The sequence below is a fragment of the Ruegeria sp. ABV4_181 genome (genome assembly GCF_056158465.1).
Genome location: NZ_JBSWTI010000002.1, coordinates 585404 through 597736, shown reverse-complemented (window position 1 = coordinate 597736; position 12333 = coordinate 585404). Strand labels below are relative to the sequence as shown.

Below are 12333 nucleotides of genomic sequence, written 5' to 3'. Positions count from 1 at the left end.
CCCCGTGGCCACGATCACCAAGGTATCCCCGCTGGCCCCGGCGGCGTTTCCCGATCTTCCTGCAATCGACGGGGTGCGCTTCGCCACCGTCGCGGCGGGCGTGCGCTATCAGGACCGGACGGATGTCATGCTGGCGGTGCTCGATCCGGGCACCTCGGTGGCCGGTGTGTTCACCCGGTCCGCCACCCGCGCGGCCCCGGTTCTGGACTGTCAGGACAAGATCGGCGGGCCTTCGGATGGGCCGGCGGCAATCCTGGTGAATTCCGGCAACGCCAATGCGTTTACCGGGCATTACGGTCAGACCTCGGTGGCGGAGGTGACGCAGGCCGTGTCGAACGCCACCGGCGTTCCGGTCGAGCGGGTCTTTACCTCATCGACCGGCGTGATCGGTGAGCCGCTGCCCCATGACCGTATCGTGACGCAGCTTGAAACGCTGAAATCCGGGCTCAGCCGACACGCGGTCGAGGACGCGGCGCGGGCGATCATGACCACAGATACCTTCCCGAAAGGTGCCGGCACACAGGTCGAGATTGACGGCAAAACAGTCTCTGTTGCGGGGATTGCGAAAGGGTCCGGCATGATCGCGCCCGATATGGCGACGATGTTGGTTTACATCTTCACCGACGCGCAGGTCGAGCAATCGGCGCTGCAATCCATGTTAAGCGCGCAGACCGACCGGACGTTTAACTGCATCACCGTGGACAGCGACACCTCGACCTCGGACAGCCTGCTGCTGTGTGCAACCGGGGCCTCGGGCGTTGATGCCACGGGCAACGCGGCTTTTGCCAAGGCGCTGGAATCGGTGATGCTGGACCTTGCGCAACAGGTGGTGCGCGACGGCGAGGGGGCGACGAAATTTGTGGAAATCCGCGTGACCGGGGCCGCCTCGGACGCCGACGCCAAGGTGCATGGTCTGGCCATTGCGAACTCTCCGCTGGTGAAAACCGCCATCGCGGGCGAGGACCCGAACTGGGGCCGCGTTGTCATGGCCATCGGCAAATCGGGCGCAGCTGCGGACCGTGATCTGCTGAGCATTTCGTTCGGCGATATTCTGGTGGCCGAGAAAGGCTGGGTCAGTCCCGAGTACCGCGAAGAAGACGCCGCCGCCTACATGAAAGGTCAGGATCTGGTGATCACCGTTGATCTGGGGCTGGGTGCGGGGCAGTCCACCGTCTGGACCTGTGATCTGACCCACGGCTATATCGAGATCAATGCGGATTATCGCTCGTGAAGACTGTACTTGTCTCTGCCGTTGCCCTGATCGACATCGAGGGCCGGGTGCTGCTGGCGCAACGCCCGGAGGGTAAATCCATGGCCGGTCTGTGGGAGTTTCCCGGCGGCAAGATCGAGCCCGGCGAAACGCCCGAGGCGGCGCTGATCCGCGAATTGCATGAGGAGTTGGGCATCGACACCTGGGCCTCGTGCCTTGCGCCGCTGACCTTTGCCAGCCACAGCTATGACGATTTCCACTTGCTGATGCCGCTCTTTGCCTGCCGCAAATGGGAGGGCATCCCGCAGTCGAAAGAAGGGCAGGCCCTGAAATGGGCCCGCGCGAACGAACTGCGCAACTATCCGATGCCTGCGGCAGATATGCCGCTGATCCCGATCCTGCGGGATTGGTTGTAGAAACTAATTCTGAACCTGAAGGCGCGGTGCGTGTGTTTGCGGGCCCTGATCATCGACCAGGGCGCTGTCTAAGGTGATCACAAACCGTACCTGTAGCTATTGTTGCCCCTTGGCTGGCAATTGTGAACAGCAAGTGAACAAGCCATTTTCCTTTCGTTCAATACCAATTGTGCAAACTCTTTTCTGCTCTGGCAGAGCGGAAAACGTAAATGTTTCGACCTGTAGCTGTCACTTTCGTCCTTCAGGGGATCGGGCCGGGTACATTTTACTCAGCTGAACGGCTGCAATCCAAATGGGGTTACTATGATGAATGGCGATGTAAGCTCGGCTGACAAGGACATGCATGAAAAGTGGTCTACGTGGAGCATGAAGCCCAAAAAGCCACAAAGGAACCTTACTCATTACGCTTCAGCATTTGTGGTTGCATTGGCGGCATTTGTCGCGGGCGACTTCCATCTGTACCTGATTTTCTAATGCCCTTTCTGCCGTTCCTGTTGCCGAAACAGGTGATCAAGCCAGGGTACAGATTTCCACGCACCAGAGGCTGTTACAATTCGTAAGAATTGAGAAAACATCAGGCAAAACTTGACGTTGATCTTTCCGCCTGTCCCTATCGGGGCATTGGCGTTCGGGGGCGATCCCGAACCCGCCATTTCCGGCCCGGAGGAGGGGCCGGGTGGGGAGGAGAAAGAGATTGGCTCAGACGCAGTCGGGCGCGGCGGGGATGCACTCCCTTCCGGCGCTTCTAAACCGTAATGCGACGCAGTTCGGGAATGCCCCGGCCTACCGGGAAAAGGAATTCGGAATCTGGCAGTGCTGGAGCTGGGCGGAAACCGCCCGCGAAGTCCGCGCTATTGCGCTGGGGTTTCTGGAGCTTGGGGTGGAAAAGGGCGATCATGTCGCCGTCATAGGCCGCAACCGCCCGGCGCATTACTGGTCGATGGTGGCCGCCCAGATGGTGGGCGCGGTGCCCGTGCCACTCTATCAGGATTCGGTGGCCGAAGAGATGGCCTATGTGCTGGAGCATTGCGGCGCGAAATACGTCGTCTGCGGCGATCAGGAGCAGGTCGATAAGGTCATCGAGATTCAGGAAAACCTGCATCAGGTCAAGCACATTCTCTATACCGACAAGCGCGGGATGCGGAAATACGACCACAGCCAGATGAACGCGCTGGAAGACCTCATGGCGGAAGGCAGCGCCGGTCACGCGCGGTTCGATGCGGAGCTGGATAAACGCATCGCGGCGATCACCTATGACGATACCTGCGTGATGCTCTATACCTCGGGCACGACCGGAAAGCCCAAAGGCGTGGTGCTGTCGAACCGCAACGTGATCGAAAGCGCCAAGAACTCGGCCGAGTTCGATCATCTGAGCCAGAACGAAGACATTCTGTCTTACCTGCCGATGGCCTGGGTGGGCGATTTCATCTTTTCCATCGGTCAGGCCTATTGGTGCGGCTTCTGCGTGAACTGCCCCGAAAGCGCCGACACGATGATGACTGACCTGCGTGAGATCGGGCCGACCTATTTCTTCGCCCCGCCGCGCGTGTTCGAAACCCAGCTGACCAACGTGATGATCCGGATGGAGGATGCGGGCAAGCTGAAGCAGCGCATGTTCCACCATTTCATGGCGCATGCGAAAAAGGTCGGCGGCCTGCTGCTGGACGGCAAGCCGGTGGGCTTTGGCGACCGCCTGAAATACGCGCTGGGCAATCTGCTCGTCTACGGGCCGCTCAAGGATACGCTGGGCTACGGCCGCTTCCGCGTCGGTTATACGGCGGGTGAGGCGATCGGGCCGGAGATTTTCGACTTCTATCGCTCGCTGGGCATCAATCTGAAGCAGCTTTACGGCCAGACTGAAGCAACCGTGTTCATCACCGTGCAGCCGGATGGCGAGGTGCGCGCCGATACGGTTGGCGTGCCCGCCCCGGATGTCGAGCTGAAGATCGACGACAAGGGTGAGATCCACTATCGCTCGCCCGGTGTGTTCGTCGAATATTACAACAACCCGGACTCCACCGCCTCGACCAAGGATGCCGAGGGCTGGGTGGCCACTGGTGACGCCGGGTTCATCGAGGAAAGCTCGGGCCATCTGCGGATCATCGACCGCGCCAAGGACGTGGGCAAAATGGCCGACGGTTCGATGTTCGCGCCGAAATATGTCGAAAACAAGCTGAAGTTCTACCCCGACATCCTTGAGGTCGTGCTGTTCGGAAACGGCAAGGACCGCTGTGTCGCTTTCATCAATATCGACCTGACGGCAGTCGGAAACTGGGCCGAACGTAACAATGTAGCCTACGCATCCTACCAGGAACTGGCGGGCCATCCGCGTGTGTTAGAGACGATTCGTGGCCATGTGGAAGCGGTGAACAAGTCGGTCGCTGCCGACGAGATGCTGTCGGGCTGTCAGGTGCACCGCTTTGTGGTCCTGCACAAGGAGCTGGACGCGGATGACGGTGAGATGACCCGTACACGCAAGGTGCGGCGCGGGTTTGTCGAAGAGAAATTCCACGACATCATCGCCGCGCTTTACGACGGGTCCGAGAGTGTGTCGACCACCACCGAAGTGACCTATGAGGACGGCCGCAAGGGTTCGATCAGCGCGACACTGGAGATTGTGGATGCGCCGGTTGTGGCCGCGGCCCAGCACAAGGTTGCGGCGGAATGAGGGCCGTTCGAGCGCCACTCGACCTGCGGTCGTCGCCCCGCCCGCCGTCCCGTTTTTGCGAAAGTCAGGGAGCGACTGATGCTGGATAATTCCGAAGGATATGTCACCGAAGATGGCCGCAAGATCGGCGGCGTGGTGATGGAGATGAAGAACATCACCCTGCGCTTTGGCGGTGTGGTGGCGATCAAGGATATCTCGTTCGACATTCGCGAGGGTGAGATTCGGGCGATCATCGGGCCGAACGGGGCGGGCAAATCCTCGATGCTGAACGTGATCTCGGGCTTTTATGTGCCGCAAGAGGGCGAGGTCTGGTTTCATGGGTCAAAGCGCCCGCCCATGCGCCCCTTTGAGGTGGCGCAGCAGGGAATCGCGCGGACCTTCCAGAACATCGCCCTGTTCGAAGGTATGAGCGTGCTCGACAACGTGATGACCGGTCGGCTGAATTTCATGCAGACCAACATCTTTCAGCAGGCGCTGTGGAAGGGCAAGGCCGAGGCCGAAGAAGTCAAGAACCGCGAAGCGGTGGAAAAGATCATCGACTTTCTGGAAATCCAGCACATCCGCAAGACGCCGGTGTCCCGCCTGCCCTACGGGCTGAAAAAGCGCGTGGAACTGGCGCGTGCGCTGGCGGCGGAACCCAAACTCCTGCTGCTGGACGAGCCGATGGCCGGAATGAATGTCGAAGAGAAAGAGGACATGAGCCGCTTTATCCTCGATGTGAATGACGAGTTTGGCACCACCATCGCGCTGATCGAACACGATATGGGCGTGGTGATGGACCTGAGCGACCGCGTGGTGGTGATGGATTACGGCAAGAAGATCGGTGACGGCACGCCCGATGAGGTGCGCAGCAATCAGGAAGTCATCGACGCCTATCTGGGGGTCAGCCATGACTGACCATCTGACGGACATGAGAGGGGGCGCACATGCCTGATCAGTTGATTTTCGCGATGGAGGTCATCCTTAACGGCCTGATGGCCGGGGTGCTTTACGCTCTGGTCGCTCTGGGCTTTGTGCTGATCTACAAGGCGTCGGGGATTTTCAATTATGCGCAAGGGGTTATGGCCCTGTTTGCCGCCATGACGCTGGTTGGGATCATGAACGGTCAGGTGCCGTTTGCGCATGTGATCAACGCGACATTCGGGACGCATATCCACTATTTCGGCTGGAACGTGCCCGCGCTGCTGGCAATTGTCCTGACCATGGGAGTGATGGTTCTGCTGGCCTGGGCGGTGCAGCGCTTTGTCATGCGCCATCTGGTCGGGCAGGAGCCGATCATTCTTTTCATGGCGACCATCGGTCTGGCCTATTTCCTTGAGGGCGTGGCTGACCTGATGTGGGGGTCCGAGATCAAGACGCTGGATGTGGGTCTGCCGCAGGGCATCAACCTGTGGATTGACGAGAGCACGTTCAACATCTTCGGCTACGGCTTCTTCATCGACAATCTGGATATCGTGGCGACCGTGATTGCGGCGCTGCTGGTGGCGGCGCTGGTGGCGTTCAGCCAGTACACCAAGCAGGGCCGCGCTATGCGTGCGGTGGCGGATGACCATCAGGCGGCGCTGTCGGTGGGGATTTCGCTGAACTTCATCTGGATCATGGTCTGGTCGGTGGCCGGGTTCGTGGCGCTGGTTGCGGGCATCATGTGGGGCACCAAATCGGGCGTGCAGTTCTCGCTGTCGCTGATCGCGCTCAAGGCGCTGCCGGTGCTGATGCTGGGCGGGTTTACCTCGATCCCCGGCGCCATCGTTGGCGGGCTGATCATCGGTGTGGGTGAGAAACTGTTTGAGTTCGCCATTGGCCCGCTGGTCGGCGGCGCGACCGAGAACTGGTTCGCCTATGTGCTGGCCTTGATTTTCCTGGTGTTCCGTCCGCAAGGCCTGTTCGGCGAGAAGATCATCGAGAGGGTTTAGGCATGACCAAGCTGCTCGCCATCATCAACGTGATCGCATGGGCCGGGTTCTGGGCTTTTGGCTATATCGCCCTGACGTCGGACGATCTGACCAGCGGCCAGCTGGTCATTGCTGCGATCCTGGCCTTTGCCGGGCTGGTCATGGGCATTCTGGCCTACATGAAACTGGTGCGCTCCTCTGAGGCGAGCGGGTACGCCAAAGGCTCAAACCAACTGGACGCCGAGGCCCGGAACCGGGCGCAGGAAGAATGGGGAAAGTAAGACATGTTCTATCGTGAGGCCGGAGATTTCAAAGTCTCCTACGTGGATGACAGCCAGACCTTCCCGATCAAATTCGACCGGTACCGGTATTATGTCGTGCTGGCGGTGGCGTTCGGGATCATCCCGTTCATCATCAATGATTACTGGGCCAATGCGCTGCTGCTGCCGTTCCTGATCTATGCCATCGCGGCGATCGGGCTGAACATTCTGGTGGGCTATTGCGGGCAGGTTTCGCTGGGCACCGGCGGGTTCATGGCGGTGGGGGCTTATGCCTGTTACAAGCTGATGACCGCTTTTCCGGATGTCAGCATGTTCGTCCACGTCATCCTGGCGGGCGGAATCACCGCCATTGTGGGTGTTTTGTTCGGCCTGCCCAGCCTGCGGATCAAGGGATTCTATCTGGCGGTGGCAACACTGGCGGCGCAGTTCTTCCTTGTGTGGCTGTTCAACCGGGTGCCGTGGTTTTACAACTATTCGGCCTCGGGCCAGATCAACGCGCCCGAACGCGACGTGTTCGGCATCATCATCACCGGCCCGAATGCACCGGCCTGGGCCACCTATCTGTTCTGCCTGATCTTCCTGACCATCTGCGCCATCGTCGCGCGCAATCTGACGCGCGGCACCACCGGTCGGACCTGGATGGCGATCCGCGACATGGATATCGCCGCCGAGATCATCGGGGTGAACCCGCTGAAGGCGAAACTGACCGCCTTTGCCGTCAGTTCCTTCTTTGTCGGCATATCGGGCGCGCTGTTCTTCGCGGTCTATCTGGGCGCGGTCGAGGTTGGCGAAGTGTTCGGCATCCAGAAATCGTTCCTGGTGCTGTTCATGATCATCATCGGCGGGCTGGGGTCCATATTCGGATCTTTCGCGGGCGCGGCCTTTCTGGTGCTGCTGCCTGTCGTTCTGAAGGTGGTCGGCGCCGACATGCTGGGCTGGCCCACCGATATTGTGGCGCATCTGCAGCTGGTGATCGTCGGCGCGCTGATCATCCTGTTCCTTGTCCTTGAACCGCACGGGCTGGCGCAGCTGTGGCGCGTGGCCAAGGAGAAACTCAAACTCTGGCCGTTCCCGCACTAAGCGACCGGCCCAATCACAAAACGGGTGCAAAGCCCGAATGCAACATCGGACTAACCAAGGGAGGAGACACCCGATGAAATTTAGACTGGCAACCGTGGCGCTGAGCGCCCTGATGGCCGCAGGGCCGGCGCTGGCGGATCTTGTGATCCCCGATCTGAGCTATCGCACCGGACCCTATGCGGCGGGCGGCATTCCGTTCTCGGACGGGTATAACGACTATTTCACCCTGCTGAACGAGCGCGACGGCGGCATCGGCGGTGTTCCTATTCGCGTGGTCGAATGCGAAACGGGCTATAACACCGAGAAAGGTGTGGAATGTTATGAATCCACCAAGGGCGAAGGCGCGCTGGTGTATCAGCCGCTGTCGACCGGAATCACCTATCAGCTGATCCCGAAAGTGACCGCGGACGACATTCCGCTGCACACGATGGGTTACGGCCGCACCTCGGCCAAGAACGGCGATGTGTTCAGCCATACCTTCAACTATCCGGCCAACTACTGGGACGGGGCCTCGGGCGCGGTCAACTATCTGCTTGAGGAAAACGGCGGCGATCTGAGCGGCAAGAAGATTGCGCTGGTCTATCACAACTCGGCCTATGGCAAGGAACCGATCCGGACGCTTGAAGAACTGTCCAAGAAGCACGGTTTCGAACTGGTCGCGCTGCCGGTTGATCACCCCGGACAAGAGCAGAAATCGCAATGGCTGCAGATCCGCCGGGACCGTCCCGACTATGTGCTGATGTGGGGCTGGGGCGTGATGAACCAGGTCGCCGTACAGGAAGCCGCCAACATCCGCTTCCCGATGGAAAACTTCATCGGCATCTGGTGGTCGGGCTCGGAAAACGACGTGCTGCCGGCGGGTGAGGCCGCAAATGGCTACAAGGCGCTGACCTTCCACAATGTGGGCACGGATTTCCCGGTCTTCGACGATCTGCAAACGCATGTTGTCGATGCGGGCAAGGCCGCCGGCGCAGGGGATCAGGTCGGTACGGTTCTGTATAACCGCGGGCTGTATGCCGCGGTGCTGGCCGCCGAAGCGATCAAGAAAGCGCAGGAAATTTCCGGCAATGCCGAAATTACCCCCGCAGACATGCGCAACGGCATGGAAGCACTGGAAATGACCGAGGCGAAGATGGCTGATCTGGGTCTGCCGAACTTTGGCCCGACCTTCTCGGTTTCATGCGCCAACCACGGCGGTGACGCGCTGGTCGGTGTGACCCAGTGGGATGCCGCGAACAAGACATGGTCGCTGATCTCGGACTTCAAACCGACCGATGGCGACGTGATCGGGGCGCTGATCAACGAAGACTCCGCCGCTTATGCCGCGGAAAACAACATCGAGTCGCGCTGCTGATCCGGCGCATGTGAACCACCGGGGCGGCGGCCGACCGCCGCCCCGACCCTGACGCTGAGGAAAGGACGCGTTGATGCTGGACTTGTTCCGGACAAAGACAGGGATACTGCTGGGCGCCTTCCTGGGCCTCGCCGCTTGTGGCGAGCCAAGGATCGACGGCCCGGTCTGTACCGGTCTGGTCCGCGACTTTGATCCGGCGAAATCCGTCACCCGCAGCGGTTCTGCATCCGATGTGGATGCAACCACGGAATTATTCTCGCGCCTGTTCGAGGGACAGGCCGGTCAGCGGGCCAATCTGGCCCACGACGGGCGCGGTATCCCGGTTGAAATTCTGGCGATGACAACCGGCGGTCAGTACGGCGCTTTTTCGTCCGGCGCGCTGGACGGCTGGACGGGAAACGGGCGGCCCGCGTTCAACATCGTGACCGGCGCCAGCGCGGGCGCGCTGATCACGCCGCTGGCCTTTGCCGGATCGGAGTTTGACGAACGCCTGCAATCCAATACTGACATCAATTCGGATGACATCCTTACCCAGAACCCGCTGCTGGCGGTTCCGTTTTCCAGCTCAGTCTACGATACGAAGAAGCTGAAGAAGCTGGTCGCGGGTGAGATCGACAAACCCCTGCTGGAGCGCATCGCGCAACGGGCGGACCCTGCCCAGACCGGGCAAGCAGTCAACAGCGTCGTTGTCGGCGCGGTAAACCTGGATACCGGGCGGTTCGACATCATGGATATCGGCCACTACCTGGCCACCACCCCGGATGACGATGCCACCCGGAAAGATTGTATGGCCGAGGCGGTTCTGGCCAGTTCGGCAATCCCCGTTCTGTTTCCGCCCCGGCGCATCAATGGCGCGCTTTACGCGGATGCGGGCGTGCGCCAGCACGTGTTTCTGGAAGGGCTGGCCGAAGGTCAGCGGCTGGCCACCCGGCGCACAGGTCAGCGGTTTGACGTCCGCGTGACCCTGCTGGTCAATGGCGACCTTGTCGTTGCGGAGCAGAAACAGAAAACCGGGATCATCCCGCTGGCCGGGCGAAACTTCCAACTGGTCACGGATCAGGGATTCCGCGAGTCGATTGACCGGACCCTCCGCGTTGTGCGCCGGAACCAGTCCTGGACGTTCAGGGCACTGGTCGCGCCGGAACTTGATCCGGGGACCTGCAAATCCCCCGAACCGTTGTTTGACGCCTGCATTACCCGGGCGCTGTTCGACGCGGGGCAGAAGATGACCAGCTCCCAACCCATCCCGTGGCTGCGCGCGGATGAGCTGGAGCAAAAGATCAACGAAATCTACGGGAGCTGACAATGCTGGATGCGGCACAGACCACAGATGTACAGGCCGAAACCCTGCTTGAGGTCAACAATATCGAGGTGATCTACAACCACGTGATCCTTGTTCTGAAAGGTGTCAGCCTGACTGTACCCAAGGGCGGTATCACCGCTTTGCTTGGCGGCAATGGCGCGGGCAAGACCACGACCCTCAAGGCCGTGTCGAACCTGCTGCATTCCGAACGGGGCGAGGTCACCAAAGGGACGATCGAATATCGCGGGACCAGCGTGCATGAAAGCGACCCGGCCGATCTGGTGGAAAAAGGCGTTATCCAGGTGATGGAGGGCCGCCACTGTTTCGAACATCTGACCGTCGAGGAAAACCTGCTGACCGGGGCCTATACCCGCAAAGACGGCAAGGCGGCGATCCAGCAGGACTTGGACCTGGTCTATACCTATTTCCCCCGTCTCAAGGAACGCCGCCGGTCGCAGGCAGGCTATACTTCGGGTGGTGAGCAGCAGATGGTTGCGATGGGCCGGGCGCTGATGTCGCGACCCGAAACCATCCTGCTGGACGAACCCTCGATGGGGCTGGCACCGCAGCTGGTCGAAGAGATTTTCGGCATCGTGAAGGACCTCAACGAGAAAGAGGGCGTGTCTTTCCTGCTGGCAGAGCAAAACACTAATGTGGCTCTAAGGTTCGCACATTACGGCTATATTCTGGAATCGGGCCGCGTGGTGATGGACGGCCCGGCAGCCGATCTGCGGGAAAATCCCGACGTGAAGGAGTTCTATCTGGGCATGTCCGACGAAGGCCGCAAAAACTTTCGCGATGTGCGCTCGTACCGCCGCCGCAAGAGGTGGCTGTAAGCGGATGGAGGATCTGGTGATGACGAAATTCTACGATACGCTCGAAACCCGTTCCGCCGATCAGCGCACCGCTGATCAGGCCAAAGCCCTGCGCACTCAGATCGAGCGGGCCAGGACCGCGCCGGGGTTTGCCAGACACTTGGCGGATGTCGACACCGCGACCATTGCCTCGGCCGCGGACCTTGCGAAACTGCCGGTTCTGCGCAAGTCCGATCTGGCCAAGGCGCAGGCGGCCAGTGCGCCGTTTGGTGGCTTCACGGTCAAACCGGCGCACCAGTTCCATCACGTGTTCCAGTCGCCGGGCCCGATTTACGAACCCGGCAGCACCGATCACGACTGGTGGCGCATGGGGCGGTTTCTGCATGCCGCAGGCGTCGGAGCGGGCGATATCGTGCACAATTGTTTCGGCTATCACCTGACCCCGGCGGGCATGATCTTTGAAAGTGGCGCGCGCGCCGTCGGGGCTGCGGTCCTTCCCGCCGGAACCGGCCAGACCGAATTGCAGGTCACCGCAGCACGCGATGTGGGCTGTACCTCATACGCCGGGACGCCGGATTATCTGAAGGTGATCCTGGACAAGGCCGACGAGATGGGCGTGGCCCTGAATTTCTCAACCGCGGTTGTCGGCGGCGGCGCCCTGTTCCCGTCGCTGCGCCAGGATTACGCGGACCGGGGCATTTCCTGTCTGCAATGCTATGCCACTGCGGATCTGGGCAATATCGCTTATGAAAGCCCGGCAATGGAAGGGATGATTATCGACGAGCATGTAATCGTCGAGATCGTCACCCCCGGAACCGGCACCCCGGTTGCCGCCGGCGAAGTGGGCGAGGTCGTGGTGACCACGCTCAACCCCGATTACCCGCTGATCCGGTTCGCCACCGGCGATCTGTCGGCCATCCTGCCGGGCCAATCTCCCTGTGGCCGCACCAATGCGCGCATCAAGGGCTGGATGGGCCGGGCCGACCAGACCACCAAGATCAAGGGCATGTTCGTGCGCCCCGAACAGGTGGCGGCGCTGGTCGACAAACATGACGAGATCGTCAAAGCTCGTGTCATTGCCGCCCGGCAGGGCGAAATGGACACCATGACCGTTCAGATCGAAAGCCCGGGTGGCGATGACATGGCTTATGCCAGATCCGTGGTCGAAGTGCTGAAACTGAAAGGCGCGATCGAAGTTGTCGCCCCCGGATCGCTGCCCAAGGACGGGCTGGTGATCGAGGATCAGCGCGTCTACGAATGATCCTGAACCAAATCTGCGGCAGTATGTGCCGCAGATTTGTACCCCTGCCCACT

At 60.6% G+C, this 12333-nt stretch carries 11 protein-coding genes; all 11 read left to right on the top strand.

Annotated features, from left to right (window positions below; translation table 11 throughout):
* Positions 1 to 4 precede the first annotated feature (4 nt).
* The 11 genes from argJ (at position 5) to ACXAC3_RS02935 (ending at position 12280) form a co-directional block, all read left to right on the top strand.
* Complete coding sequence (gene argJ, locus ACXAC3_RS02985) at positions 5 to 1231, top strand: bifunctional glutamate N-acetyltransferase/amino-acid acetyltransferase ArgJ (protein WP_475156055.1); 1227 nt, start codon at positions 5 to 7, stop codon at positions 1229 to 1231.
* The gene (mutT, locus tag ACXAC3_RS02980; protein ID WP_475156051.1) at positions 1228 to 1626 is read left to right on the top strand and encodes an 8-oxo-dGTP diphosphatase MutT; all 399 of its coding nucleotides are present in this window, start codon (positions 1228 to 1230) and stop codon (positions 1624 to 1626) included. Before argJ ends, mutT begins: the two co-directional genes overlap by 4 nt.
* A 724-nt stretch (positions 1627 to 2350) precedes the next feature.
* Positions 2351 to 4294 (top strand): AMP-binding protein, encoded by a 1944-nt coding sequence (locus tag ACXAC3_RS02975; protein WP_475163339.1) that lies wholly within the window; start codon positions 2351 to 2353, stop codon positions 4292 to 4294.
* A gap of 78 nt (positions 4295 to 4372) precedes the next feature.
* Positions 4373 to 5191, top strand: coding sequence for an ABC transporter ATP-binding protein (locus ACXAC3_RS02970; RefSeq protein ID WP_475156049.1), 819 nt, complete (start codon positions 4373 to 4375; stop codon positions 5189 to 5191).
* A gap of 29 nt (positions 5192 to 5220) precedes the next feature.
* A complete protein-coding gene (locus ACXAC3_RS02965) occupies positions 5221 to 6207 on the top strand; it encodes a branched-chain amino acid ABC transporter permease (RefSeq protein ID WP_475156046.1) in 987 nt (328 codons plus the stop codon).
* Positions 6208 to 6209: 2 nt separating this feature from the next.
* Positions 6210 to 6467, top strand: a complete 258-nt coding sequence (locus ACXAC3_RS02960) for a hypothetical protein (RefSeq protein WP_475156043.1) — start codon at positions 6210 to 6212, stop codon at positions 6465 to 6467.
* A 3-nt stretch (positions 6468 to 6470) separates the two neighbouring features.
* Positions 6471 to 7547, top strand: coding sequence for a branched-chain amino acid ABC transporter permease (locus ACXAC3_RS02955; protein ID WP_475156039.1), 1077 nt, complete (start codon positions 6471 to 6473; stop codon positions 7545 to 7547).
* A gap of 73 nt (positions 7548 to 7620) precedes the next feature.
* Positions 7621 to 8901: an ABC transporter substrate-binding protein gene (locus ACXAC3_RS02950; RefSeq protein ID WP_475156035.1), complete on the top strand. Its 1281-nt coding sequence runs from the start codon at positions 7621 to 7623 to the stop codon at positions 8899 to 8901.
* A gap of 73 nt (positions 8902 to 8974) precedes the next feature.
* Positions 8975 to 10204, top strand: coding sequence for a patatin-like phospholipase family protein (locus ACXAC3_RS02945; RefSeq protein ID WP_475156032.1), 1230 nt, complete (start codon positions 8975 to 8977; stop codon positions 10202 to 10204).
* A gap of 2 nt (positions 10205 to 10206) precedes the next feature.
* Positions 10207 to 11040 (top strand): ABC transporter ATP-binding protein, encoded by an 834-nt coding sequence (locus ACXAC3_RS02940; RefSeq protein ID WP_475156028.1) that lies wholly within the window; start codon positions 10207 to 10209, stop codon positions 11038 to 11040.
* 19 nt (positions 11041 to 11059) lie between these two features.
* A complete protein-coding gene (locus ACXAC3_RS02935) occupies positions 11060 to 12280 on the top strand; it encodes a phenylacetate--CoA ligase family protein (RefSeq protein WP_475156023.1) in 1221 nt (406 codons plus the stop codon).
* Positions 12281 to 12333: the final 53 nt, after the last annotated feature.

Excerpts from the sequence above, each read along its gene's own strand:
- ACXAC3_RS02975 (WP_475163339.1), top strand. The coding sequence starts at position 2,351 with ATGCACTCCCTTCCGGCGCTTCTAAACCGTAATGCGACGCAGTTCGGG.
- ACXAC3_RS02970 (WP_475156049.1), top strand. The coding sequence starts at position 4,373 with ATGCTGGATAATTCCGAAGGATATGTCACCGAAGATGGCCGCAAGATC.
- ACXAC3_RS02965 (WP_475156046.1), top strand. The coding sequence starts at position 5,221 with ATGCCTGATCAGTTGATTTTCGCGATGGAGGTCATCCTTAACGGCCTG.
- ACXAC3_RS02960 (WP_475156043.1), top strand. The coding sequence starts at position 6,210 with ATGACCAAGCTGCTCGCCATCATCAACGTGATCGCATGGGCCGGGTTC.
- ACXAC3_RS02955 (WP_475156039.1), top strand. The coding sequence starts at position 6,471 with ATGTTCTATCGTGAGGCCGGAGATTTCAAAGTCTCCTACGTGGATGAC.
- ACXAC3_RS02950 (WP_475156035.1), top strand. The coding sequence starts at position 7,621 with ATGAAATTTAGACTGGCAACCGTGGCGCTGAGCGCCCTGATGGCCGCA.
- ACXAC3_RS02945 (WP_475156032.1), top strand. The coding sequence starts at position 8,975 with ATGCTGGACTTGTTCCGGACAAAGACAGGGATACTGCTGGGCGCCTTC.
- ACXAC3_RS02940 (WP_475156028.1), top strand. The coding sequence starts at position 10,207 with ATGCTGGATGCGGCACAGACCACAGATGTACAGGCCGAAACCCTGCTT.
- ACXAC3_RS02935 (WP_475156023.1), top strand. The coding sequence starts at position 11,060 with ATGACGAAATTCTACGATACGCTCGAAACCCGTTCCGCCGATCAGCGC.